This is a genomic window from Microlunatus phosphovorus NM-1 (assembly GCF_000270245.1).
Classification (GTDB): Bacteria; Actinomycetota; Actinomycetes; order Propionibacteriales; family Propionibacteriaceae; genus Microlunatus; species Microlunatus phosphovorus.
The window spans coordinates 97,305-121,533 of sequence record NC_015635.1 but is presented as its reverse complement, the minus strand read 5'-3'; the positions used below and the strand labels follow the sequence as shown (position 1 = coordinate 121,533).

Here is a 24,229-nt window from a genome sequence, read left to right as displayed (position 1 = left end):
GGTGGCGCGTTCCGCCGACCCGGAGGCCTGGTCGGCAGCTGCCCTGGTGCTCACGTCACGAAGTCAGCTTCTCGACGCAACACGCTGTGCGATCTTGCCGTGAACTCCCGGCGGGATCGCACAGCCTCCGCCGCCACCTCGCCGAACGGCCGCGGCAACCACGCCACATCCGGCGCACCGTCCAGCACTCCGCCGGTGGGATCGTCCCAGAACCCGCGCAGCCCCGGCGGGTGCCGTACGACATCGTGTTCCGGTCGCCAGATGTCGCGGACGACCACGGCCACGATCCACAGCTCGGTCAGCATCCGGACGATCACCGCGAGCCAATAGACCTTGTCCGGGCCGTCGATGCCGGGTGCCAGCAAACCGCCGAGATGCCACCAGATGGCGCCGAAATAGGCCAGCTCGCCGACGGTGAAGATCAACCAGTCCCGCCATACCGGTCGAGCCAGAACGACGAACGGCAGCAGCCACAGCACGTACTGCGGGGAGTAGACCTTGTTGGTCAGCAGGAAGGCCGCCAGCACCAGGAACATCACCTGGCCCATCCGAGGTCGCCTGGGCGCGACCAGGATCAGCGCGGCGATCGCGACACACAGCAGCAGGAAGATCACCAGTGCGAGCTTGTTGAGGCTCTCGACCGGATGCCCGGCCAGCGACAGGACATACCAGATCGACCCGAGATCACCGGAACGGTCGGAGTTGAAGGTCCAGAAGCTCAGCCAGTTGCCCGGTGCCAGCCACAGCGCCGGCAGATTCATCACGAACCAAGAGATGGCGAAGCACAGCAGCATCTGGCCGAACGCGCGTAGGCGGTTCGAACGCAGGCACAAGATCAACAGCGGTCCGAGCAGGAACAGCGGATAGAGCTTCGCCGCCATCCCCAGCCCCCAGAACACCCCCGCCAAGCCAGGCTGCCGACGGGCCCAGAACAGCACGCCAAGGGCCGTCAGGGCGACCGGCAGCAAGTCCCAGTTGATCAACGCGGTCGCTGCGACGCAGGGTGAGGCGGCAACCATGACCGCGTCCCACGGCCGATGCGGCACCGAGCGAGCCTGCGCCCAGACCGCCACCAACAGCAGGCCACCGAGGATCACGGTGTTGACGTCGCCGAAGAGCAACGTCGAGTCGACCTGCTGCTGGTCGGTCAGATTGGTCCCGGTGGGAGCGCCGAGAGCACTGCTGATCACCCGCTCCAGCTGTACGAACCACCCGGTGAGCACCGGGTACTCCAGCACGGGGTAGTCGCCGGAGTCGATATAGGGCACTTTGCCCTGCATCAGCCCACGCAGCTGATAGAGGATGCCGATGTCGGAGTAGCACATCCACCGGAAGTGGTCGACGCTCTCTCCCGCGACCGTGACCCGGCACTTCAGCCGGAAGACGACCCCGAGCAGGTACGTGACCGTGGCGATCAGCAGCGCCCAGCGCACCGGGTTCCACCACCGGCCCAGGGTGTCGCCCCGGCGGCCGAGCCGGCCACCGACCCACTGGCTGACCTGGGTGACGAACCGGTCGCTCCATGACGGCGGGATCCCGACGCTCACCGGTGTCTCAACGTCTTCGGTGTCCAACCAGGCGTCAGCGGCCGGGCTCGTCGGCTTGGCCGCACCGGCTGACTGTCGGCGCCCGGACCGGTCCGCGGCGGGCATCAGCCGTTCGGCTTGCGGCTCGGTCCTCTGCTGGACTGCTCGCTGGTCGGCTCCTCCGTCGGCCGCTGCGAGGTCGGCTCCTTGCTCGGCGGCTCGGAGGTCTGCTGCGTCGGCGGAGCGCTGCTCGCCGACTGGGTCGGGCGTCGCGTGTTCTCCCAAGTCCGCGTCGGCGCCGGCGCATAGGTCTGCTGTGGAGCCGAGTCCCGATTGACCCAGGCAGCCTCGTCGAACTGCTCGACAGGCAGATCCTGCACAGCGATCTGCATGTAGTTCACCCAGGTCAGCGCCGGATAGGTGCCGCCGAAGAAGGTGGAGTCGCCGGGCCGGGCGTAGTCGTCCAGGTCGGCGTTGCCGTCGGGTCCGGCCACATACATCACCGCCGTGGAGATCTGCGGGGTGTAGGCGACGAACCAGGCAGAGGTGATGTCGTCCTCGACGTCCTTGGTTCCGGTCTTGCCGGCCACCGGCCGATCGAGGGTACGGACGGTGCTGCCGGTGCCTTGCTCGACCACGTTCTGCAACGCGTACGTCACGTCATGCGCGATGTCGGCGCTGACCGCCTTCCGCTCGTCCGGTGCTGCCCGGTAGACCACGTTGCCGCTGGCGTCGGTGACCTCCTTGACCACGTGGGGGGCGACATAGGTGCCGTCGTTGGCGAAGGTCGCGTACGCGTTGGCCTGGTTCAGCGGGCTGACCTCGGCGGTGCCGAGCGCGATCCGGGAGTTGAGGTCCCAGCCGGCGCCCTTCGGTGCGCCGACGGCCTTGGCCATGTCGATGATGGCCTGGGGACCGTCGTCCATCTGCATGGTCAGATCCACGAAGGCGGTGTTGATCGAGTCGGCGGCGGCCTTCAGCAGGGTGACGCCGGAGCCGTATTGATAGTTGAACTCGTTGCGCACCGGTACCGGGTCGCCGGGCGGAGTGAAGGTGTTGCCGTTGACCCGCGAGTTGAGGCTGAAACCGTCCTTGAGACCGGCCGCCAGCGCGTACGTCTTGAAGGTCGAAGCGGTCGGGCGGGCCGTCGTCGCCCAGTTGCGGGAGTTCTTCACATAGTCCGGGCCGCCGTAGAGGGCCAGCACCTCCCCGGAGCCAACCTCGACCGACGCGATCGCGGCGTGCAGGTTGGAGGCCTTTTTGCCGCGGGCGTCGGCGGCCTGCTTCGTATAGCTCTGCGCGGCCTCTACCGCGGCGTTCTGCGCGGCCTTGTCGAACGTGGTGGTGATCTTGAGACCGCCACCGTTGACCTGACTCTCGTCGAAGCCGGCCGCGGCAAGCTCGGACTGGACCATTTTCAGCAGGAAGCCCTTCGGACCCCCGTACCGCTCGTTGATCTTGACCTCGGGAAACTTCGGCAGTTCGGCTGCATACTGAGCTGCCTCGGCGGGGGTGATGTCGCCCGTCTCCGCCATCGAGTTGAGCACATAGCTGTAGCGCTCCTGCAGCCGCGGGATGTTGTCGTCGGAGACGCCCGGGTCGAACAGGCTCGGGTTGTTGATCACACTGACCAGGACGGCGGCCTGCTGGGTGGTGAGGTCCTTGGCGTCGACGTTGAAGTAGGCCTTGCTCGCGGCCTGGATCCCGTACGCGCCGCGACCGAAGTAGATGGTGTTCAGGTAGTCGGTGAGGATCTCTTCCTTGGACAGCTCGGAGTTGATCCGGTAGGCCAGGAACAGCTCCCGGAACTTGCGCGTCACCGTCTGCTCGGAGTTCAGGTACATGATCTTGATGTACTGCTGGGTGATCGTCGAGCCACCCTGCAGATCCCCACCGCGCGCGATCACCCAGGCCGCGCGGAACATGCCGCGGATCGAGATGCCCTTGTCGGTCCAGAAGTCACGGTTCTCCGCCGCGACGACAGCCTGCTTGACGTTGTCGGGGATCTCCTCGAACGTCAGCGGCTGCCGGTTCTGGACGGCGAAGCTGCCGAGCTGGGACTTGCCGTTGTTGTAGTAGACGAACGTCGTCGCGGTCTGGAAGTCGGCATTCGGATTGGGCCGCGTGGTCGAGGTGTAGCCGTAGACGGCGAGACCGGCGACACCGAGAATGCCGACCAACACCACGACTGCCAAGCCGAGCGCGATCCGCTTGGGCCAGGAGCGCTTCTTCTTGGTGGATCCCGCGTCCTTCGGGCGAGCGGCAGTGCTCTTCGTGCGGTCCTGCTGTCCCGAGCGCCCCGTGCCGGGCTCAGCCATAGATGTCCTCAACGGTCTGCTGGCGGCGGGGCGGCTTGCGCTTGACCCCGTCGCCTAGGAGGTACGACAAAATCATGTGGTTCCAGTGACATTCCAGGCACACCTCGACGACGACCACCTTGAACTCGCCGAACTCGTGTGCCATCTTGTCCAACTCGGGCGTCTGCTTGATCCGCCCTGAATACTGTCCGAGCTGCTCGCCGAACACATAGTGCAGGTTGACCAGATCCGTCTTGGCGCAGACCGGGCATTTGATCTTGGTCTGCTCACCATGATGCTTGGCCGCCCGCACCAGCATGGGGTCGGCGTCACACGCCTCCATCCGGGCGAGTTGCCGACCCGGGCGCCGCAGCGCCTCCAACGTGGAGCGTCGCTGCAGCGCGTAGTCGATGACTTCGCGCTGAGACCACATGCGCACCAGGGTAGACGCCAGAATCTGTGGGGGCCATGGCCCTCGGCGTGGTCTGGGTCTCGCCCCCTCTGCGTCAAAGTGACCCCGCTCGTCGTCAGGGACAGGGTAAAAGGGCACCGAGTGGCCCACCGAGGTCAGTTCGACGCAGAGTTTCCGTCTGCCGCATAGTCGGCGTACGATCTGACGTCGGTCATTCCGCGGGGCCATGGCGCAATTGGTAGCGCACCTGCTTTGCAAGCAGGGGGTTAGGGGTTCGAGTCCCCTTGGCTCCACCCCTCACAGTGCCACAGACTGACTCCTGACAACTCCCGACTCAGCCTGGGTTTGGTTCCTTGGATCTGACGATTTCCCTAGCCAGAACCCGCTTCCTTGTTTGCAACAGGTCTCTCGCGTTGCTCAAGAGCTGCAGGCGATGGCGTTCAGGGCGGTAGTAGATTGGTAGGTCTCGATAGCAATCTGTGTTGGTTCGGATGCGTCCCGAGCGCCCCGCTCTTACGCGCAATCCCGCAGGCTCAGGCCCGAAGATGCGACCGCGTGCGCCTTTGTGCGCCCCAGCGGAACCTGTCGCCAGGGCGCGTGGCAGGCGCGCCGATCCTCCCCGCCGTCCTCCTTGTGGTCTAGCGTCGATACGTGGTGGAGGTCACGGACTACGAGCGACGCGGGGATTTGGACGCTCCCTTCGAGCTGACCAAGACGGCAGAGCGTGCGCAGAAGCAGAGCGAGGAGATCCGCGACGCGGTCAGGTGCGACGTCCCGATGCTGACCTGGGAGCAGTACGCCGCCGGCGACCCGTGCCCGGGCTGCGGACGGCCGTACCGGGACGACGAGCATTGGGAGTCGAAAGGCACGATGCACTTCACCGACGACGAGCGCGCTACGACGCCGAGGACGCCATGTACCGCCAGCTCCACGGCGACTGCCGCGGGGGCCGGCACTCGGTATCCGGGTCGCTGATCACCCACTGCACGAAGTGCTGCCCGCCTCCGCCGCTGTCGCCGAAGCAGAGGGACGAGATCGGTCGGCTGCTGGGCCGCCGGACGCCGCCCCATGAGCTGATGAGGTGGCGGCTCCGCCTCTATTGCGGCCACGTCCTCGAGCGGACGTCGCACTACACCCACAAGACCCTCCACAACGCCTTCACGGGCGCGACCTCCTGCCCCGAGTGCGGCCTGGATCCCGCGACCATCGTCGGCGGGGAGGCCATCGGACTGGAGGCGGAGCCGAAGGCGGCTCGGGTGCCAGCCGCTCCGTCTGCGGCGGCCAAGCGGTCGGGCAGGCCGACGAAGGCCGATCTGGAGGCCAGGGTCGGCGCGCTGGAGGCGGAGATCGAGCGCCTGCGACAGGGCTGAGCCTCCCGGCTCGTCTCGCTGGGCCGCTCGGTCGGCCAGTCGCCCCGGTGTCCCGGACACTGTCCGCGCTCGTCGATAAGATGCCACTGGAGGACGCGCCCCATCCAGCGGTGCAACCGGGCCGGCGAGGAAGGGGCGGGCATTGACGACCCAAGCGGCAAACAGCCTACTGGCAGCGGCGAAGGCTGGACAGAAGGACGAGTTCTACACGCAGTCGAGCGACATCGAGAAGGAGCTCCGCATTTACGAGCTCAACGAGATGGACGCCGACCACGTGACGGCGTGGAGCAAGGGTGGGGCTTCTGACCTCGCCAACTGCGAGATGCTCTGCGTGCCGCACAACAGGTCCAAGGGCAACAGGTAGTCGCTGGGGGGCAGAGGTCATGGCGCGAGGGTGGAGCTACTGGTCCCGGAACAAGCTCGAGATTCTCCAGGGATACCTGCCTGCGTTCAACAACGCCGCCAAGAACAAGTCCTCTGAACGGATCTACATCGACCTCATGGCTGGTGAGCCCGAGAACTTCGACCGGGACACGGGCGAGACGTTCGACGGGTCAGCTCGGATAGCGTTGGAGGCGCAGCCAACCTTCACGCGGTTCGCATTCGGGGAGATGCCACCCAAGTCTGCGAGGCTCAAGGCCGATCTGGATAACCGGTATACCGGCGCACCGTTTCGCGTGTACGCGGGAGACTGCAACGTCACGGTCGACCGTATGCTGAGTGATCTGAGCGACGTTCGATGGGCACCTACTTTCGCCTTCCTAGACCAGCAAGCAGCTGAGCTCAGATGGGACACGATGGCGAAGCTGGCTGGCTTTCGGTCGGGCAAGACCAAGGCCGAACAGTGGATCCTGTGGTCGCCCGCGATGATCGTCAAAGGTGTTATGGGGACGAACGGCGCAGCCTTCGCGGACAAGGTCGACAATCTGTACGGCTCAGGCAGATGGCGACAGATCCTGGACGCACGAATCAATGAGAAGTCGATCGAGGCATCGGAGTTCCGACGCGAGATGGTGAACCTGCTGCGCTGGCAGTTCGAGACGCAGCTCAGGTACGGGCACACCATCCGAATCCCCATGACGATGAAGAACAACACCGACCTGTACGACATGGTCTTTGCCACGGATCACAATGCTGGGCTCAAGATCATGTCGCACCTGTACAAGAAGGCCGCCGAGCGCGAGCCGAAAATGAAGCAGGAGGCGATCGATGCCGCGTCGCCGCAGGGCGTTCTATTTTCGGATTACAGCGGTCCCATCCCAGAGTGGACCAGCGAGCAGTGCTGGGACCCAGCTGATAGCTCGTGGTGGCGCAACTAGGCCGACGCTGTTGCTAACTGCGGCATGTCGTCCCAAGTACGACCGTCGAGCTCGCGACCCTTGGCCTTCGGTGTCCGCCCACCCCACTGCTTGAAGAAAAAGGCGACGCCCGCGTCGACACACTGGTCCCGGATATCCTCCACCCATGCTGGGTCCATTGGCCGTGCCCGCGGACCGGACTCACCACCGGCGATGACCCAGTCGATGTCGTCGAGGTCCAAGTCGGGCAGCGCCGTCAGAAGTGGCTCGCAGGACAGGAACCGCGTTGCGGCCGGGACAGCTCGCAGGTGATCGATCCGGTTCACCACATCGGAGGACTCGACCGAGACCCCCATCCAGAGGTTGTCTGGCCAGTCGATCTTGTCGGCGATCCTGGCCGTCCGGTGGGCTCGCTTGGTGAGCACCTGGTAGGTGTGCTGCGGGGTCTCGCGGATCACGTCGAAAACGTCGCGGATGAAGTCGAGCGGCACCTTGGCGTGGAACAGGTCGCTCATCGAGTTCACGAACACGACCTTGGGCGTTCGCCAGCGGTACGGCTGTTGCAGCGACCGTGGGTGAACCGTCACACCGAAGCCGGGCCCGGAGGTTCGCGGGTCGCCATCGTTCTGGTACTTCTCAGCGCCCATCGCTTTGAGACGCTTCGCAAGCGCGAGTGCATAGCAGTTGTCGCAACCTGCCGCCACACGGTCGCAGCCTGTGACGGGGTTCCAGGTGACCTCGGTCCATTCGATTGCGCTGTTCGTAGCCATCCTGATCACCTCCCTGGTCCTGGCGAGCCTAACGGTCCACGTGCAGAGCATGGACTTAGAACCGCCGTGTCACTCTCGCTACATGAGTCACATGAGTCACAGCGACCCTCTTAACGATGGTGTCACCAGGCACCGACACTCACATCAACCGCCGGAATGTGTCAGCGCTCGGAGGTCGTCGCTCGCACCGACTGTTCTCGGACCGTCGCCGACATACCGACCTACGCTGGCGAACCGAGAGAGGTGGCAACCATGGCTGACGACGGCCGGGACTTCGAATTGATCGTCCGCCCTCGGCGAGTTCAACCAGTCGACGCAACACCGGTCTGTTGGGTCGAGCGTAGCTGCTCGGCGAACACCTCCGCCGGGGTCTTCCAGCCAAGGACTTTTCGGGGGCGGTTGTTGAGTGTTAGTGCGATCGCTTCGAGGTCCTCGGCCGACCATCGTGACAGGTCGGTGCCCTTAGGTAAGTACTGCCGCAGCAGCCCGTTGGTGTTCTCGTTCGTCGGGCGCTGCCAGGGTGAGTGGGGGTCGGCGAAGAACACCTTCGTGCGGGTCTTCAACGCGAACTGCGCGTGCCCGGACATCTCTTTGCCGCGATCCCAGGTCAGCGTCTTGCGCAACTGTTCAGGCAGGCGCGTCATTGACGCCGTCAGTGCAGTGCTCATCGCCTCGGCACCGTAACCGCCCAGGGCGGGACCGTTCTTCACGGCCGGCTGCTCACCCCAGCCCTCCAGCCTTGGCAGGTGGACCAGCAGGGTTGATCGGCTCGAACGTTCGACGATGGTGCCGATTGCGGACCGGCCGGTGCCGATGATCAAATCGCCTTCCCAGTGCCCGGGCACGGCCCGATCGTCGGCTTCGGCAGGCCGCTGACTGATCACGACATCGGCGGTGACATGGCCTTGCGGCTTGTTCTGCGACCTCGCACGCGGCTTGCGCAACGCCCTCCCGGTGCGCAGGCACGCGACCAGTTCCCGTTTGAGCGCACCGCGGCCCTCGATGAACAGCGACTGATAGATCGCCTCATGGCTGATGCGCATGGACTCATCATCGGGGAAGTCGATCGTCAACCGGTGCGCGATCTGCTCCGGGCTCCACGCTGTCGCCCACCGACGGTCAGCGCGGTGCGGCTTGTTCAAGCCCTTCCACGACGGAGGTGTCGGGCCGGTGACCACCGTGCCGTCGACACGGCGCACGGTGCCGGCCAGGCGCTCCTGCACGTACTCGCGCAGCCTGTCGTTGGTCGCGAGCTTCGCGGTCTTCGGGCGCTTCGCGGCCTGCTGCGCCTTCCACTGCGCGACCGTCGCCCGGTACTCCTGCTTCCCGCCGCGGGTGGCCGCGTTGCGCCGCAGCTCACGCGAGATCGTCCCGGGGTTGCGCCCGAGCCGGCGGGCGATCTCTCGCACTCCGTGACCTTGAGCGCGCAGGATCGCGATCTCCTCACGCTCCTCGAAGGTCAGATAGCGGCCCGTCGGTTCGGCCAGCGAGATCGGCGGCATCCCGCCAGCGTGGCGAAACCAGCGAGCCCCGACCGGCACCGACACGCCGACCGCGATGGCTGCCTCCGCCGAGGTGACGCCCGTCGCGATCAGCCGCCAGAACTGCCGCTGCACCACTCGCGACGGATCAGGGCGCCCGGGCGAACGCATCGCCGGCCTCAGCGCCCGATCAGCACGCCACTGCCGGCGAAGCCCCTCCGGCGCATCTCCAGTCTTCCTACTCCAGTCCGCCGTCGCCATCCCTGAACACCTCCGAAGTCGAGGTGTTGCGACGACCAGTTGAATCCATCCCCGAGTCCGAATGCCAGGTCATGGCGGCAGAGGCAGCCAGAGTCGCCGGCCTGCACGAGCTTCGGGATCGCGTGCAGGCGCTGTACGGTCGCTTGGTCCTGTTTGCCGACGAGCATCCCGAGGCGCTGTCGACCCTGGCGGACTCGTCGATCAGGCTCACCGGTGACGACGCCTGGTCCCTGCCGGCTGGCTGGGTGCCACTCGTCAACGAGCTACACGCCAGCCTCGTTGCCATCCTGGGCGACTACCGGCTGGAGCAGGCCAGCCAGAAGTCGGGCGGGCTGCGTTACCTGACCGTTCCCGTTGCGCGCGGCGAGGCTGCGGACCTGATCACGGCTGCTCGTGGAGTGTGATACAGGACGTGCGAGCTGTGCGGAAAGCCCGGTGGGAGGGCTGCTGGTCAGTTCTCGACCCGCTGCGCGCGTTACCCGTCCAGCCGCCCGGACCGCATCCCCGGGGCCGTGGCCAGGCCTCCTGGTTGGAGACGGCCACCGGAGGCAGCGCTGCCGTGACCCCGCCGTCTCGGGCAGCTACAGCGGGGCGTCGTGTCTGTCGGACGTGGAAGGTCTGACCCGGCAGACCGACCTGTACGGCCCGGGCGGTGGCGCCTCGGACTCCACGATCATCGAGGCGGCGACGATGAAGCCCGGTGTCGCCGGGCACTTCAAAGGCGGCATTGGGCACCACCCGCTGACCGCCTGGTGCTCCAACATCGGCGATCCGCTGGCGGTCATGCACCGGCTGGTAACGCCGGGTCATCTACCGGGATCGACCACGTCCATGTGCTCGACGAAGCATTGGCCCAGCTCCCCGCCGCCTATCGCAAGGACCTGCTGGTCACTATCGACGGGGCCAGGTACTCCCATCAGGTGATCGAGCACCCTGACCAGCCTCAACACCTACCGCGAGCACGGCCGGCGAGCCGAAGGGTGGAGTTACTCGGTCGGCTGGCCGATCGACGACCGCACCCAGACCGGCATCGACCATGTCCAGCGACAGCATGGACCAGCGGGTTGGGTGCCGACGGGAAACCCGAGACCGACGCGCAGGTCGCCGGCCTCACCGCGATCCTGCGCCACGGTCTGGACGGGGACCGGTTGGACGGCTGGCCACCCGACATGCGGATCATCGCCCGCCGCACTCCCCGCCCGGTCGGGCAGCAGCCCCAGCTCGGCGAAGACCCGGACTGGTGCTTTGGCGCGTTCGCGACCAACACGATCGGCGGGCAGCTTCACGCCTGGCTCCACCATGACAACACCCTTCCTGTCACAACGCTCAGGCACCTGGACGCACTTCTTGTGGGAACGTGTGACATCGCCAGGCTCCTTGTGTTCGTGTCTCGCCTCCTTGCGTCGCGCCTTCTCGCTGATGGTGGCGAGCGGCTCGGCGAGTGTTCGGCGTAGCCGTCGTTGGTGACCTCGGGTTCGCGGCGAAGTACAACAGAATGCGGTTCTGACCAGGGATGGTGGTGGGTGGAGCCATGAGGCACTCGGACCCCTAATCCCTTGCTTGCCAACGAGACCCGTCATGCCACCGTGTGCATCGCCCGAATCTCGCCGAGTGCCAGAACGTTTCACAAGCGTCCTATGCAGATGTCCGGCAGCTGTACGACCCGACGAACTTGAACCGCCTTGATCAGAGCACACGCGCATCCAACAGTGCGTGTTCGCGCAAGTCCGCTATCGCCAGGCGCTGGATACCCCTAGGCTGCGGTTGTGGACGATCAAGTCTTGCTCGGAGTCGGCCACAGTCAACTGCTGATTGACCTCGTGACGAGATTTGATGCGATCGTCTCCGGTGACGTAACGGTGCCGCGTGCAATTGTGTTGGAAGGGCCGTCGGGGATCGGCAAGTCCCGGATCATTCGTGAGTTGTACCGCGCGCTGCAGGCACGTCAGTCAGCCCCCGCATACTGGCCACCCCTCCCCGAGGGAATCTTCCCTGAAACGGGCAGGGGTGCTGGCGCCGATCCGATGCCAGACCGGAAGCGGCTTGGCCCCCCGCTCAACGGATTCGTCTGGCCGGGTGGGGCGCGACCGGGGTTCAGCTGGTGGGAATTCAGCTGTGAGCGGATGCGCCAAGGCGACCTGCTGGACGTGGTCAGTCAGGCTAGGCCGGCACTTGAGGCTCACTACCTGCCAGTGCGCCTAGCATGGCATGACGCCGCAGGCTGGCCGGCCAGGCTTCGCGCACAAAGACCACAGATAATTGCTCGGGCGAAGGAGGCCGCCACCACGAGCGGGATGGAAACGGCAGAGGCGATTCTCGACGCCGCTGGAGTGGTCGTTCCAGGCCTAGATCTTGCTTTGATCTGGGTCACACTCGGATTCAAGGCTTATCGCCAACGCCTTAGCGAAATGTCGGCTTTGCAAACCAATGTGCGGCTAGGCGGCGAAGCCGCCTACCAACAAACCTCGGACGCCGCCCAGTTGGCGACCAAGCTGCGTCAAGTAGCCCATCCAAAAGTGCCAGCGTTAGTCGTGGTCGAGGACATACATCTCCTAGGCCCGGACCTCGTCAAGTTCTTGACCGTCATGTCTCAACGGGATCCGGATCGACCTGTGATGGTGATCGGAACCGCGTGGCCCGAGGGAAGGCACAATCCGAACTACGACCGGTGGCTGCGCGGCACCGGGGCCGCTGGCAACCTCGAACTCCGCCAAATGCCGGCCCTGCAGACGCACGACCTTGTCCGACTGGTGCGGCGTTTCGCGCCGGCCATCGACGATCGGACCGCGATCCTGGTTGCCAAACGTTACCCCAATCCGTTGGCGCTGAAGTTGTTCCTGTCTTTGAAAGATACCCAAGATCAGATTCAACACGCTGGCGGCCGTCTCATTATCACAGACACGAACCTTGACCAACTGCCTCGAGAAATCTTTAACCTATACTGGTTGCGTTGGCAAGAACTCCCCGAGCTCACTCGAACCGTGCTCAGCTACACCGCTGGAACACTCCCACCCAATCAACCAACGTTCCCGTTCTCGATTGAGCTCGTCGCCAACGCCATCGCTTCCACAGATCCTAGTGTCGTGTGCGCCGTTCACACTGCAGCCCAAAAGCTTCGCGAGGCTGGCGACCAGTACGGGTGGATCGCGTCCGACACCACGGGCATGTGCTGGTTTCGCGAGGGTCTCCTCACCGAGGTTGCGGAAAACGAACTGTCTCGGCGCGAGCGCGCCGCCGCTACAGAATCGATTCGCATCCAGCTTGTTGCAGCCATCGACGATCGACGGCGCGATCATTATTGGCTGCCACTCAATGACCAAACGCTTAACCACTCGTGCATCTGGCTGATCGCGCTGCTCCCGCTAGACCATGAAGCTGCCACGGTCACAGAGGCTGTTGCTGTCGTGCACACTGCGCGGATGCACGCCGCGTCGCACGAACCAGATACCGCCGCGCGGCTGTTCGCCGACCCCAGACTTGGGATACTGGACCCCGCTCACCCTGACACCGTCACAATCCACAACGAACACGCCACGTGCCTCCTGGAGCTGGGTCAGGTTCAGATCGCTATCGCAAAGCTCGATGCCCTCGTCGCCCACGCCGAGCAAGTTCTCGGGCCGAATCACGTTAACACCTTGAGATCCCGCAACAGCCTCGCCCTAGCCTACGAGTCGTCGGGCGACTTGACGTTGGCCATTTCGCTTCACGAACAAACTCTTACCGATACTGAGCAGATCTTCGGTTCGGATCACCCAAATACGCTCACGTCGATGAGCAATCTTGCTCACGCCTGTGAGTCGGCAGGCAAACTGAAACGGGCGATTGCGTTGAATGAGAAAGCTCTTGACGACCGAAACCGAATCCTTGGTCACGACCACCCAGACACGCTGGCGTCAATGAATAGCCTAGCTGGGACGTACCAATCGACAGGTGCATACGCAGACGCGATTTCTCTCTACGAGCAGACTCTCTCAGCACGGGAGAAGTTGCTCGGCGAGCAGCATTTCGATGCTATTCAATCGCGGAATGATCTCGCCTCTGCGTATCTAGTGAAAGGTGACTACGCCAAGGCGATCTCATTAAATGAGAAGTCCCTTGCAGTCGCCGAACGCATTCTCGGGGCTGACCATCCCAACACGCTAACAGCTCGAAGCAACCTCGCTGTCGCACACTTGTCGCTCAATCACCTCGAACAGGCTACTCCGCTCCTAGAGCAGACTGTCGTTGACATGGAGCGGATTCTCGGGCCCGACCATCCAGACACACTAACATCGCGGAATAGCCTCGCCGCCGCCTATCGAGCCGCTGGCGACACCCATCGGGCCATCCCGCTCCTAAAGCAGACTTTAGACGCCCGAACTCGCATTCTCGGCCCAGACAATCCCAGCACTCTTCAATCACGAAACAACCTCGGCCACGCCTACCAGTCGGCGGGTGAGTTCTCGCTTGCTATATCACTCCTCGAGAAGACAGTCTCTGACGTGGAACGGGTTCTTGGGTCAGACCATCCGGATACGCTGACATCGCGGAATAACCTGGCCGCTGCGTACCTAAGCGACGGCCAGTTCAACCACGCTGTCCCGCTTTACGAGCAGACGTTGGCGGACCGGAAACGGATCCTCGGCTCGGACCACCCCGACACCCTACAATCTCTGAATAGTTTGGCGACCGCGTATCTAGGCGACGGGCAGCTGAAGCAGGCTGTCCCGCTTTACGAGCAGACGTTGGCGGACCGGAAACGGATCCTCGGCCCTGATAGCCACAAGACAATAGAGTCTCAGGAGAACCTCGCGTTCGCCTACCAGATGGCTGGCGAAGCCGAGCGCGCCATCCCGCTCTACGAACAGGCGCTGGCCGGCCGCACTCGAGTCTTCGGCGCAGACCACCCCGACGCGAAGATGGCCTTAAACCGTCTTGAACTTACCCTTGAACTGAGTATCCGCGCAGTAACTGGTGGACTGCGGGAGCCCTCTTCGGAGAGCTAAGGATCCACGATGTCACAACGGCTTCTGCAATGGGCAGGGTGGTAGCGATTCTTTCTGAGTCGCGTGTTCGACTGAGGGCTGCTAGGAATTGACTGTCGAATGCCGGAGTTGTCACGGCTACCAAGCAAAATTCATCGCACTATGGCGATTGTGAGCCATCGGAGAGCAGCCTCAAGATCATCGCCCGCGACATAGATACGCGGCCCAGCAGACGGCTGAGCGGCCTGCGACAACGCCCGCTGAAGCCCTCCGATGCCGCGGCCATCGTCCTGGATGATCCAGTAGTCCGCACCCAGCTCTATGTCTGCGAAGGCCGGGCTCGAACGACCAGCCGGACAACGCTGCGTGGAACTGCTGGAACCGCTCCGGATCAGCCGTCTCGATCTCCCACCACACGATGCCGTCCATACATCCCATGCTATGGATCGACGGAGGCATTCGACCAGGTCGAGAAATTCGGGACTGCCTCGTCTGATGGCGGGACCCCCGTGCTCGCCCGCTACAGTCCGAATGTCGACTACTCAGTGTGGAGGTTGCCCTGTGATCGAGAACGATGTCCAGTGTGTCCTGGATGCTATGCGGCGTCCGCCCTTCGCACTCGACGACGAGGCGATCGCGTGGGTCGAGTCGACCCTGGCGCGGCTCAGTCAAGACGAGAAGATCGGACAGCTCTTCTGCAACATCCTGGGGTCGTTCGACCGCGATGCGTTCGTCGCGTCGCTGGAGGTCTGCAAGCCCGGCGGTCTCATGTACGTGCCGGGTGACGCGGAGGCGGAGGTCGAGTTCTCGAACCTGCTCCGGGACGTTCTCAACGTGCCGCCGCTGATCGCGGCGAACCTCGAGAAGGGCGGCAACGGCATCGTCAACGGCGGTGTGAGCTTCGGATCTCCGACGGCGGTGGCGGCGACGGGCGACGTCGCGATGGCGGCTCGACTCGGTGACGTCTGCGGCGCCGAGGGCGCCGCCGTCGGGGCGAACTGGGCGTTCGCGCCGATCATCGACATCGACTACAACTTCCGCAACCCGATCACGAACCTGCGCACCTTCGGCTCCGATCCGGAGCGAGTGCGCGACATGGGTGTCGCCTACGTCGAGGCTGTGCAGGCGCACGGGGTCGCGGCATCCATCAAGCACTTCCCGGGCGACGGACGAGACGAACTCGACCAGCACCTCGTCACGACGGTCAACGACCTCTCGGTCGAGGACTGGGATGCGACCTACGGCCAGGCGTATCGCGCGTCGATCGAGGCGGGCGCGATGACTGTGATGGTGGCGCACATCCAACAGCCGGACTACTCCCGCAAGCTCCGCCCCGGCATCAAGGACGAAGACATTCTCCCCGCGAGCCTCGCACCCGAGCTCATGGGCGACCTGCTGCGCGGCGAGCTCGGGTTCAACGGGCTCACCGTGACCGACGCGTCGACGATGGCCGGGTTCACCATCCCCATGGCGCGCTCGAAGTCCGTCCCGGGTGCCATCGCCGCCGGTGCCGACATGTTCCTCTTCGCCCGCAACCTCGAGGAGGACGTGGCGTTCATGAGAGCAGGCGTGGAAGACGGCACGATCTCGCCGGGACGGTTCGACAGCGCCGTCGCCCGCGTGCTCGGGCTCAAGGCGGCGCTCGGGCTGCACCGAGCCACCGCGCCCCTGTCGGCACAGGCAGCACGCGAGGTAGTCGGTCGCGAGCAGCACCAGCAGTGGACGGCCGAGTGCGCGGACCGGTCGATCACGCTCGTCAAGGAGCAGGCGGGCCTGCTGCCGCTGTCTCCGCAGACGCACCAGCGCATCCTCTTCATTCCTCTTGAGGACGAGTCCAGCGCGTCGTACGGCGTGCGCGTCGGCGCGTGCGAGGAGGTGCGTCAGCTGCTCGTCGCCGAGGGGTTCGAGGCGACGCCGTACGTCGCACCGACCTCGTTCGACGCCGGGCCGACGACCGACGTCATCGACGAGTACGACGCGATCGTCTATGTTGCGAACATCTCGACGCAGATCGCCGAGAACACCGTGCGCATCACGTGGGCGCAGCCGATGGGCGCGAACGCGCCGCACTTCGCAGCATCGGTCCCCACGATCTTCATCTCGCTGGAGAACCCGTACCACCTGCTCGATGTGCCACGTGTCAAGACGTTCATCAACACGTACGGCAGCACGCCGACGATCCTGAAGTCACTGGTCGACAAGCTCACGGGGCGCTCCGCGTTCACGGGTGTGAGCCCGGCCGACCCATTCTGCGGGCGCTGGGACACGCGGCTCTAAGGCGCGCATCGGGCGTGAGCTGGAGATGTCAACGCAGGTGAGCCACCGCCAGATCGCCAGGGTTCTCGGCGGGGCCGAATCCTACGATTCGCTCGGCGAGCGAGAGCAGGCCATCGTTCGTGAGGAATGGACCAATCGGATCGTGGCGCTGCGCGGCGAACTGAACTACACGGCACGGTTCGCGGCCGCCGGCGAGTCGTACTCCGAGATCGACGATGACGGCAAGCTGATCATTCACCTCGCACGCGGCTGATGCCTCTGCTGCATCTGCTCGCCGGCCCCTGAGACCGCGCTGCCAGCAGGTCGGAGCAGATCCGGCCTTCCGCCCGCCACTGGCAGGGTGCGGGAAATTCACGACGTACGACGCGCCTTCTCCGCGGTCAGCGTCTGCGGGGAGGCCATGCGCGCGATGCCCACGCCCACCCCTGCGGCGACGACGATGGCGGACAACCAAATGATGAGGTGGCCGATCCACATTCCGGTGATGAAGATGTCCAGTGCGGCCTCGCTCGGCCCGATGCTGGTTCGGGGCGGGTCGGCGTCGAGCGGAAAGATGCCGCGCTGGCCGATCCACACCATGCCCTCGAAGGCGAGCACTCCCGAGACCGCGATCAGGCACACGACACCACCGATGAGACCGGCTCGAACACCAACGGTGTAACTGCGAGCGAGAGCGGCAGCAGCCATGGCGAACGTCGGCAAGAAGAGCGCGGGAATCGGCACGGTTGTCGTCACAACCCCTACCGCCGAAGGGTCGCCGAGTTGGTGTCTCGATGTCAGCAGCGTCAGCACGGCGACCAGCAGCCCGATCAGCACGGCGACGACGAGTTGACCTCCCACGCTCGTGAACACCGTCACCCGAGCGACGCTGGTGGCGAAACGCCTGCGGTCGCGGGTGTTCTCGATCGCGCTCAGTTCAGCCCGCATCGCGCGGCCCCACTCGTGCTGCGATGTGGGCAACCCCAGGGTCGCAAGATCCAGCATCCGCGCAGCTGCATCACGACTGCTCATGCGATCGCCCACCCAGCTGCACCCACCCGAGACGAGGGAGTGACCTCACGCGCTGTCTGAGGTGCGCCGCTCGCTTCGGTTTCGCGAGCGATGACCGCACCTTCAGGTGAGAGCCGATACAGATGGCGAGCCGGCCTCCCGCGCGGAGGGTCGCTCTCCCACATCGCTTCGAGCAGCCCACGCTCGTTCAGGCGCATCAGGATCGGGTAGAGCGTGCCGGCCGCAATGTCCAGCCGCCCGCACAGATCGTAACCGTGGGACCACTCGTCCCCGCGCTCTGCCAGGTCAAGCAACACCGCGATGGTCTGCGGTGAGGGTCGTCTGGTTCGGGCCATACGCAATTATCGATCTATATAGAGTTAATGTCCAGGGCGCATGCCCGCGTACGCCAGCAGTTGTGCCCGGAACTCGTCCAAGGTCGGCGAAGTCGCGCGATCCTCGGTGACGCTCGCCGCCGGGACTACCGCCATGGTTGCGGATTCGCCGGGCTACCGTGCGGTTCGCCGGTTCATGGTGGCGAGTGCTCCCTGCCGCGATTGGGTTGAGAGGGAATGCCGATCCGCACCCCGTCGAGATGGACACTGAGCTCGCCGGCCATCACAAACCCTGGAATACGGACTCGAATGGGTCAGCCTCAGCCGAGCATGGTGGGAATGACCATCACCAACCACGCGAGCCCTGGGCCGATGAGGCACATCAGGCCAGCGTAGACGAGCATCTTCCGGTAGTACTGGTCACGAACACTGGCGTCGACGTTCGCCAGCAACATGGCCCCGTTGGTGGAGAACGGGCTGATGTCCACGATCGTCGCGGAGATCGCGAGGGCCGCGACGAAGCCTGCGACGTGGACGTCGCCGGACGCGAGGAAGGGACCCGCGAGTCCGATCACCACGCCGATGATGCCGAGCGACGAAGCAAGCGCCGAAACGAAACCCGCGAGGTAGAACAGCAGCAGCGCGGCGAGCAGTGGCACGCCCAGGCCCATGATGGCGTCGGAGACCCAGCTGACCGTGCCGGCTTCCTCGAGGATGTGGATGTAGGAAAGGACGCCCGTGATGAGCACCACGATCGGCCACGAGACCTTCGCCAGCGCCGCCTTCCCGTCTTTGGGGCTGAGCGTGGCGAGCACCACCCCGATCGTGATCGTGACGATCCCGATGTCCCAGCCGAACCCGATCACCGAAACGGCCATCACCGCCAGGCCGATGAGGGTCACCAGCTGGAACGAAGTCAGCTTCGTCGCCACGGCGACTGAGCTGGCGCTGCTCCCCGAGGACGGATCGGCGATGTCACGATCGCCCGCGGCAACCGGGCCCGGCCGGTTGCGCATCACCAGCCAGTCGACCAAGGCGAAGACGAGGTTGAAGAGGAATGGGGCAATGAACAGGATGAACGGCGTGGACTCGAACCCGTTCTTGGTCAGGTAGTCGTTGATGAAGACGCCGTAGACGCTGATCGGCGAGAAGGCACCGGCCAGGGCGCCGTGCACCACCAGCAGACCGGTCATGAAGGTGTTGAGCCCGTTCTTGCGGGCGAAGCGCAGCGCCAGCGGCGCAATGATCGCCACCGCGAAGAGGGCGCCGAACGCGATCAGGCCCGCCGTGAGGAAGAAGAAGATCCAGGGGGCAGCGGCGACCCGTCCCCGCACGAGTTTCACGCACCAGTGCACGAGTACGTCGATTGCGCCGTTGTTCTGCGCGAAACCGAACAGATAGGTCAGCCCGACCAGGGTGAGAAGAGATCGACCGGGAATCCGGCGAGCGATTCATCCAGATCAAGGCCGAGGCCGAGGATCCCAAGGCCGGCCGCCGCGATGAACCCAAGGAGGCCCATGTTGACCTCTCGCCAGGTGCCGATGATGAACATGACGGCGAGAATGACGATACTGACGGCTTCCGGGGACAACGGAACTCCGTAACCTCGGCGTTGAAGTGAAGGAAAACTGCGCGCAGACTAGCAAACTCGGTCTGACACTCAGTCGGCTCTGCTCCGCAGTGTGATCGTGCCTTCAAACCGAACCTCGACTTTGTCTCTTGCCGCCACTTCCACGAGCTGCGCCAAGTCAAAGGTTCCTTGGGCGGAGCTACTCTCACCCCGAGCCGGGGAAGTCCAGGAACCGGACGTTCGGGGACGCATCGCCCCGGGCCTCGGCGTAGTGATCGCCCGTGCCAGCGCCTCCAGTTTGAGGCGATCTCCCTCGCGGACGTCCTCGTACTGCACCAGGCGCATGAAAGATGGGAGGTTGGCACTCCGCAGGTACGCCGGAAACAGCACATTTCCCTGCTCACGGTGCCGTCACACAACACCTTGAATAGGAGAATGCTGAGGGTGAGTGAGAAACGGGTCTGCTTCGACTTCGAGGTCGAGTTCTCCAACGGCGGCGGCATCCAGGGGCAAGGCTTTCGGCTCGATATCGAAGGCGAGGACATCGACGACGACGCACTCGCGGCATACATCATCCGCGACCTGCGTCTGCTGATGGTCGGCACGGTGCGCATCCTCAACAAACGCGTCATCGAAGAGCCGCACAAACGTACGCCGTCTGTCGCACGAGCATCTTCCGAGAGCAACCCTCGACCAACCGTGATCGACCTGAGCCACACGATCGAGGCCGGCATGATCACCTATCCGGGACTGCCGGGACCGGTCATCTGCGACCACCTGTCCCGCGAGGCTTCACGGCAGAGCTATGAGACTGGCACGGAGTTCCAGATCGGCCGGATCGAGATGGTCGCCAACACCGGCACCTACATCGACGTACCGTTTCATCGCTACGCCGATGGACACGACCTGTCCGAGGTCAGCCTCGAGAGAGTGACGAATCTGCCCGGAGTCGTGGTCAACGTCGTGGGGACGCAGGAGCGTGCGATCGACTGGCATCACTTCGTCCCCGTCGATTGCCAGGGTCGTGCCGTGCTCATCCACACCGGCTGGGATCGACACTGGGGCACAGGGGCCTACTTCCACGGCCACCCGTTTCTCACGGAACGTGCCGCCCGCTATCTGCGCGATCACTGCGCCGCGCTCGTCGGCATCGATTCCCTCAACATCGACGACACCGACGGCGGGGCACGCCCTGCGCACACCGAACTGCTCGCCGCAGGCATCCCGATCGTCGAGCACCTGACCAATCTCGCCGCCGTGCCGGTCGAGGGATTCCGATTCCACGCCGCACCACCGAAGGTCGCCCGGCTGGGCACCTTTCCTGTGCGAGCACACGCCATCATCGAGTGAAGCGTGCGGCTCGCGAGCCCCTGTCACACTTCGGGCGCGCTGTCACACTTCGGGCGCTGCGGCGTCTTCCCAGATGGAGGCCGGCACAACGCCGACCCGATATCGGAAGGACCACCCATGGCAACCCCTGTCACCTCTCTCGACCAGCTCAACCTGGCCTTCGCCGACCGTTTCAACGCTCGCGACCTCGACGGCCTGATGGCCCTCAATGTCGACGACGTGGTGTTCGTGCCGGCCCCTGGCCAGCCAGTCCAGGGCGAAGCCGCCGTCCGCGGCGCGCTCGAGCAGTTCCTCGGCCTGAACCTGCCGATCTCGATGGTCGTTCGGCACGTCTTCCAGAGCGGGAGCACCAGCCTCGCGATCGCCGATTGGACGATCACCGGAACCGGACCCGACGGCTCCGAGATCGCCCTCGCCGGCACCACGGCCGACGTGGCTGCCTACGACGAAGAGCACGGTTGGCGCTACGTCATCGACAACCCCTTCGGCACTGCCTGAGATCGCAGGCACCGCCTGAGATCGCAAGGACGGGCCGGTCACCCAGCGTGACCGGCCCTTACGGCCGATTCCGACACATCGGAGTCCGACATCCCCGACACGCGGCAGGTGGCGAGCGCCTTGCGAGCGCGAGCGATCCGCTGCCGCGCGGTAGCCGGAGTGATCGCCAACCGTTCGGCGATCTGCGGTGCCGAGAGTTGTTCGACTGCGCTCAGCAGCAGCGGTTCGCGGAGGTTCTCGGGGAGCTCCTGCAAGGCGCGCAGGGCGTTGTCGAGGATGACTCTCATCTCGACCTCCCCCGCGACGCTCTCCGTTGAAGCCACATCGTCGTCGAGTTCACTCGCTGGACGGCGGGATCGTTGGCGGGCCAGATCGATCGTGGCATTGCGGGCGATGGTATCCAGCCACGCGCACATCTGACCGGGTTCGGGCGCATGCAGATGCTCGATCGACCGCCACGCACGCAGCAAGGCCGTCTGCGCCACGTCATCCGCCTCGTCCCGAGGAACACCCAACGAGATGCTCCGCCTGCGCAGCCGCTCGGGATCGTCGGCGATCATCTCCGTCAGCAGCGCCCGGCGGCCGTCGTCTCGCGTGTCCAAGTCCTCCACGCTCATGCCCAGCAGCCTAGGCCCGCGTCTGACCGAGGGAAAGAACAGGCGCGAATCCGAGGTCAGCGCGGAGTGAGTGCGCACTCACTGGTGCGTCAGGGTTGCTTCACCTCAATCGAAGCAACCACAGCGCACCAGTCGATGCGGCTGATCCCCCACATCGGGGATGAGGTCATCCGCTAGATTCACGGAAGCATCCTCACCGGCGAGAGGCCCCCATGACACAGCTCCGTGACGACTTCATCTGGGGTGCCGCCACGGCCGCCCACCAGATCGAGGGCGGCAACACCAACAGCGATTTCTGGGTCTTGGAGCAGGGTGGCAGCGGTCGGTTCGCCGAGCCCAGCGGTGACGCCTGCGATTCCTATCATCGCTACCCCGACGACATCCGGCTGCTGGCCGAGGCGGGTCTGAAGGCGTACCGGTTCAGCATCGAGTGGGCTCGGATCGAGCCGGCTCAGGGTCAGTTCAGCCGCGCTCAACTGCTGCACTACCGCGCCATGATCGACGAGTGCCAGCGCCACGGGGTGCTGCCGATCATCACGTTGCACCACTTCACCTATCCGCGTTGGTTCACCGAGAACGGTGGACTGCACCGCGACGACGCGGTCGAGCGCTTCGCGGCGTACGTGGACTATGTCAGCCAGATCCTGCACGACATCGACTGGGTCGTGACGATCAACGAGCCCAATATCGCCGCGCTGTTCGCCGGCTTGTATGCCGCGCCGTCGGAGGGCAGTGAGCCGGTCACGGTGGCGATGGCGTTGGCGGACGGACCGGATGCAGAGCTGGTCCCGATCCTGGCCGCCATGCATCATGCCGCCCGCGATGTGCTCCGGGCGAAGACGAGCGCCAAGATCGGTTGGGCGCCGGCCACGCAGGCGTTCATGCCGACCGAGGGCAACGAGGCCAAGTGGCAGGAGGTGTTCGACGCCTGGGAAGGAGTCTTCTTCGACGCCACGGAGGGCGACGATTTCATCGGCATCCAGAGCTATACCAGCCAGCCCGTCGATGCGAATGGCCCCGTCCCCCACCCGCCGCATCCGGACAACACCCTCACCGGCTGGGCCTACCGCCCCGATGCACTGGCGATCAACCTGCGTCGGGTCTGGGATTTGAAGGGCCTTCCGCTGCTGGTCACCGAGAACGGCATCGCGACCGATGACGACGAGCGCCGGATCGCGTACGTGACCGGGGCACTGTCCGGACTCAAGGGTGCCGTCGCCGATGGGGTCGAGGTGCTCGGCTATTGCTACTGGTCGCTGCTCGACAACTACGAGTGGGGCAGCTACGGACCGACGTTCGGGCTGATCGCGGTCGACCGCGGCGGCGACTTCGACCGTACGCCCAAGCCGAGTCTGGCCTGGTTGGGCACGGTTGCGGCAAGCAACGGAGCGCTCATCGACTGAGGGCGACCCGACTGAGCGCCCTGATCACCCAGAATTGCTGGCGACCCGCGAACTGATCGGCGAACATCTTGCCGATGTCTGGCGGGACATCGTCTTCCCGCGGTACGTGACGGCGTTCGACGACCTGGAGGTCGTTGACCTGCTTGAGCGTCGGTACGGAACGTTGGGCGCGACCCCCGGCGCCATGATCGCCATTGCCTGGCCGGGTCTCACTAAGCGCGCCGGCGCTCTCCCAGGGAATGCAGCCAAATCCAGGTGGCCGCGATGAGTGGCAGCTGTGACAGTAGGTAGACGCCGTGGAACGCATAGTGCCGCACGGTCTGCTCCGGCTCGAACGGGAGGAACGGCAGCGGCAGGACGCTGAGCACGGCACCGACGAGGTTGATCGTCGACCACACCAGCAGCGACCAAGCACCGGCGCGGCGCGTGCGTGGAAGCAACCACAACGCCGCCGCGACCAGCCAGACGACGGTCGGCAGGAGAGACTCCGAGCTCGCGAGCGTCTGCCCAGGCAGGTCGGCGATGTTGTGGACAAAGAAGCCGGCCCAAGCCAGCACGGTAGCCGCGGCGACGTGCAGTGGCCCAATCCGCGTGGGGGTCCGGCCATCAGTTGCTGCGTCATCCATGATCGACTCCCTCGTACATGGTCGACGTCGGCATCTTGACACTGTCAAGGGCTAGGTCCGACCGGCTGCTCGCCCTCGCCGACCATCATTGCCGTTTCATCCGGCAGCGACCACAGCTGCTCGGCCTCGCGTTCGGCAAGGCCGTGGCGGCAATGCCTTCCCCAAAAGGCCTTCCGCCGACCCG

At 64.9% G+C, this 24,229-nt stretch carries 21 protein-coding genes, 1 tRNA gene and 1 pseudogene; 12 read left to right on the top strand and 11 right to left on the bottom strand.

Translation table 11 applies throughout. From position 1 onward, the window contains the following. Window positions 1-50: 50 nt before the first annotated feature. From MLP_RS00520 to MLP_RS00510, 3 genes are read right to left on the bottom strand one after another with little or no spacing between them, the layout of a single operon-like run. Entirely contained in the window at window positions 51-1,652 is a 1,602-nt protein-coding gene (locus MLP_RS00520) for a glycosyltransferase family 87 protein (protein WP_013861014.1), read from the bottom strand. Continuing rightward, window positions 1,652-3,844 (bottom strand): transglycosylase domain-containing protein, encoded by a 2,193-nt coding sequence (locus MLP_RS00515; protein ID WP_013861013.1) that lies wholly within the window; start codon window positions 3,842-3,844, stop codon window positions 1,652-1,654. Before MLP_RS00515 ends, MLP_RS00520 begins: the two co-directional genes overlap by 1 nt. Then, a complete protein-coding gene (locus MLP_RS00510) occupies window positions 3,837-4,256 on the bottom strand; it encodes a DUF5318 family protein (RefSeq protein WP_013861012.1) in 420 nt (139 codons plus the stop codon). The genes MLP_RS00515 and MLP_RS00510 overlap by 8 nt, the downstream gene beginning before the upstream one ends. A gap of 199 nt (window positions 4,257-4,455) precedes the next feature. On the opposite strand from MLP_RS00510, the gene MLP_RS00505 reads away from it, so the two are divergent. From MLP_RS00505 to MLP_RS00485, 5 genes are all read left to right on the top strand, one after another. Beyond that, a tRNA-Ala gene (locus MLP_RS00505) sits at window positions 4,456-4,528 on the top strand. Between the two features lie 358 nt (window positions 4,529-4,886). Next, window positions 4,887-5,210, top strand: a complete 324-nt coding sequence (locus tag MLP_RS00500; RefSeq protein WP_013861011.1) for a hypothetical protein — start codon at window positions 4,887-4,889, stop codon at window positions 5,208-5,210. Between the two features lie 101 nt (window positions 5,211-5,311). Then, window positions 5,312-5,605: a hypothetical protein gene (locus MLP_RS00495; protein ID WP_013861010.1), complete on the top strand. Its 294-nt coding sequence runs from the start codon at window positions 5,312-5,314 to the stop codon at window positions 5,603-5,605. A gap of 142 nt (window positions 5,606-5,747) precedes the next feature. Next, on the top strand, window positions 5,748-5,969 hold the full coding sequence (locus MLP_RS28755; RefSeq protein WP_013861009.1) for an HNH endonuclease: 222 nt from the start codon (window positions 5,748-5,750) through the stop codon (window positions 5,967-5,969). Window positions 5,970-5,988: 19 nt separating this feature from the next. Next, window positions 5,989-6,924: a three-Cys-motif partner protein TcmP gene (locus MLP_RS00485; RefSeq protein ID WP_013861008.1), complete on the top strand. Its 936-nt coding sequence runs from the start codon at window positions 5,989-5,991 to the stop codon at window positions 6,922-6,924. Here the strand turns inward: MLP_RS00485 and MLP_RS00480 are convergent. Beyond that, window positions 6,921-7,673, bottom strand: coding sequence for a DUF5131 family protein (locus MLP_RS00480; protein WP_013861007.1), 753 nt, complete (start codon window positions 7,671-7,673; stop codon window positions 6,921-6,923). The genes MLP_RS00485 and MLP_RS00480 overlap by 4 nt on opposite strands. Before the next feature lie 302 nt (window positions 7,674-7,975). Then, a complete protein-coding gene (locus MLP_RS00475; protein WP_013861006.1) occupies window positions 7,976-9,415 on the bottom strand; it encodes an IS30 family transposase in 1,440 nt (479 codons plus the stop codon). A 71-nt stretch (window positions 9,416-9,486) separates the two neighbouring features. Here MLP_RS00475 and MLP_RS00470 point away from each other — a divergent pair, with 71 nt between their 5' ends. Next, the gene (locus tag MLP_RS00470) at window positions 9,487-9,819 is read left to right on the top strand and encodes a hypothetical protein (RefSeq protein WP_013861005.1); all 333 of its coding nucleotides are present in this window, start codon (window positions 9,487-9,489) and stop codon (window positions 9,817-9,819) included. Between the two features lie 582 nt (window positions 9,820-10,401). On the opposite strand, the gene MLP_RS27765 is transcribed toward MLP_RS00470, so the two are convergent. Further along, window positions 10,402-10,716 (bottom strand): hypothetical protein, encoded by a 315-nt coding sequence (locus tag MLP_RS27765; protein ID WP_156820977.1) that lies wholly within the window; start codon window positions 10,714-10,716, stop codon window positions 10,402-10,404. A gap of 465 nt (window positions 10,717-11,181) precedes the next feature. Here MLP_RS27765 and MLP_RS25890 point away from each other — a divergent pair, with 465 nt between their 5' ends. From MLP_RS25890 to MLP_RS00450, 3 genes are all read left to right on the top strand, one after another. Beyond that, complete coding sequence (locus MLP_RS25890; protein ID WP_049804412.1) at window positions 11,182-14,400, top strand: ATP-binding protein; 3,219 nt, start codon at window positions 11,182-11,184, stop codon at window positions 14,398-14,400. Window positions 14,401-14,976: 576 nt separating this feature from the next. Continuing rightward, complete coding sequence (locus MLP_RS00455; protein ID WP_041790737.1) at window positions 14,977-16,656, top strand: glycoside hydrolase family 3 protein; 1,680 nt, start codon at window positions 14,977-14,979, stop codon at window positions 16,654-16,656. Between the two features lie 37 nt (window positions 16,657-16,693). Next, window positions 16,694-16,909 (top strand): hypothetical protein, encoded by a 216-nt coding sequence (locus tag MLP_RS00450; protein ID WP_197536480.1) that lies wholly within the window; start codon window positions 16,694-16,696, stop codon window positions 16,907-16,909. A 98-nt stretch (window positions 16,910-17,007) separates the two neighbouring features. Here the strand turns inward: MLP_RS00450 and MLP_RS00445 are convergent, their stop codons facing one another. The 3 genes and pseudogenes from MLP_RS00445 to MLP_RS00435 form a co-directional block, all read right to left on the bottom strand. Then, window positions 17,008-17,667: a hypothetical protein gene (locus MLP_RS00445; RefSeq protein ID WP_156820976.1), complete on the bottom strand. Its 660-nt coding sequence runs from the start codon at window positions 17,665-17,667 to the stop codon at window positions 17,008-17,010. Continuing rightward, window positions 17,664-18,002 (bottom strand): PadR family transcriptional regulator, encoded by a 339-nt coding sequence (locus MLP_RS29395; RefSeq protein WP_013860998.1) that lies wholly within the window; start codon window positions 18,000-18,002, stop codon window positions 17,664-17,666. Before MLP_RS29395 ends, MLP_RS00445 begins: the two co-directional genes overlap by 4 nt. Before the next feature lie 299 nt (window positions 18,003-18,301). Further along, window positions 18,302-19,533: pseudogene (locus tag MLP_RS00435) on the bottom strand (SLC13 family permease). Window positions 19,534-19,995: 462 nt separating this feature from the next. On the opposite strand from MLP_RS00435, the gene MLP_RS00425 reads away from it, so the two are divergent. Together MLP_RS00425 and MLP_RS00420 are read left to right on the top strand one after the other, a co-directional pair. Next, window positions 19,996-20,901 (top strand): cyclase family protein, encoded by a 906-nt coding sequence (locus tag MLP_RS00425; RefSeq protein ID WP_013860994.1) that lies wholly within the window; start codon window positions 19,996-19,998, stop codon window positions 20,899-20,901. 117 nt (window positions 20,902-21,018) lie between these two features. Next, on the top strand, window positions 21,019-21,399 hold the full coding sequence (locus MLP_RS00420; RefSeq protein WP_013860993.1) for a YybH family protein: 381 nt from the start codon (window positions 21,019-21,021) through the stop codon (window positions 21,397-21,399). Between the two features lie 38 nt (window positions 21,400-21,437). On the opposite strand, the gene MLP_RS00415 is transcribed toward MLP_RS00420, so the two are convergent. Then, window positions 21,438-22,016: an RNA polymerase sigma factor gene (locus MLP_RS00415; RefSeq protein ID WP_156820975.1), complete on the bottom strand. Its 579-nt coding sequence runs from the start codon at window positions 22,014-22,016 to the stop codon at window positions 21,438-21,440. Between the two features lie 212 nt (window positions 22,017-22,228). Between MLP_RS00415 and MLP_RS00410 the strand changes: the two genes are divergently transcribed. Further along, entirely contained in the window at window positions 22,229-23,419 is a 1,191-nt protein-coding gene (locus MLP_RS00410; protein ID WP_013860991.1) for a glycoside hydrolase family 1 protein, read from the top strand. A gap of 212 nt (window positions 23,420-23,631) precedes the next feature. Here the strand turns inward: MLP_RS00410 and MLP_RS00405 are convergent, their stop codons facing one another. Then, a complete protein-coding gene (locus MLP_RS00405) occupies window positions 23,632-24,045 on the bottom strand; it encodes a hypothetical protein (RefSeq protein WP_013860990.1) in 414 nt (137 codons plus the stop codon). Between the last annotated feature and the right edge of the window lie 184 nt (window positions 24,046-24,229).

Bases quoted from the DNA above. Each gene is read 5' to 3' on its own strand.
- MLP_RS00520 (WP_013861014.1), bottom strand. From the start codon at position 1,652: ATGCCCGCCGCGGACCGGTCCGGGCGCCGACAGTCAGCCGGTGCGGCC.
- MLP_RS00515 (WP_013861013.1), bottom strand. From the start codon at position 3,844: ATGGCTGAGCCCGGCACGGGGCGCTCGGGACAGCAGGACCGCACGAAG.
- MLP_RS00510 (WP_013861012.1), bottom strand. From the start codon at position 4,256: ATGTGGTCTCAGCGCGAAGTCATCGACTACGCGCTGCAGCGACGCTCC.
- MLP_RS00495 (WP_013861010.1), top strand. From the start codon at position 5,312: ATGAGGTGGCGGCTCCGCCTCTATTGCGGCCACGTCCTCGAGCGGACG.
- MLP_RS00485 (WP_013861008.1), top strand. From the start codon at position 5,989: ATGGCGCGAGGGTGGAGCTACTGGTCCCGGAACAAGCTCGAGATTCTC.
- MLP_RS00480 (WP_013861007.1), bottom strand. From the start codon at position 7,673: ATGGCTACGAACAGCGCAATCGAATGGACCGAGGTCACCTGGAACCCC.
- MLP_RS00475 (WP_013861006.1), bottom strand. From the start codon at position 9,415: ATGGCGACGGCGGACTGGAGTAGGAAGACTGGAGATGCGCCGGAGGGG.
- MLP_RS00470 (WP_013861005.1), top strand. From the start codon at position 9,487: ATGGCGGCAGAGGCAGCCAGAGTCGCCGGCCTGCACGAGCTTCGGGAT.
- MLP_RS27765 (WP_156820977.1), bottom strand. From the start codon at position 10,716: ATGGTGGAGCCAGGCGTGAAGCTGCCCGCCGATCGTGTTGGTCGCGAA.
- MLP_RS00455 (WP_041790737.1), top strand. From the start codon at position 14,977: ATGCGGCGTCCGCCCTTCGCACTCGACGACGAGGCGATCGCGTGGGTC.
- MLP_RS00445 (WP_156820976.1), bottom strand. From the start codon at position 17,667: ATGAGCAGTCGTGATGCAGCTGCGCGGATGCTGGATCTTGCGACCCTG.
- MLP_RS29395 (WP_013860998.1), bottom strand. From the start codon at position 18,002: ATGGCCCGAACCAGACGACCCTCACCGCAGACCATCGCGGTGTTGCTT.
- MLP_RS00420 (WP_013860993.1), top strand. From the start codon at position 21,019: ATGGCAACCCCTGTCACCTCTCTCGACCAGCTCAACCTGGCCTTCGCC.
- MLP_RS00415 (WP_156820975.1), bottom strand. From the start codon at position 22,016: ATGAGCGTGGAGGACTTGGACACGCGAGACGACGGCCGCCGGGCGCTG.
- MLP_RS00410 (WP_013860991.1), top strand. From the start codon at position 22,229: ATGACACAGCTCCGTGACGACTTCATCTGGGGTGCCGCCACGGCCGCC.
- MLP_RS00405 (WP_013860990.1), bottom strand. From the start codon at position 24,045: ATGGATGACGCAGCAACTGATGGCCGGACCCCCACGCGGATTGGGCCA.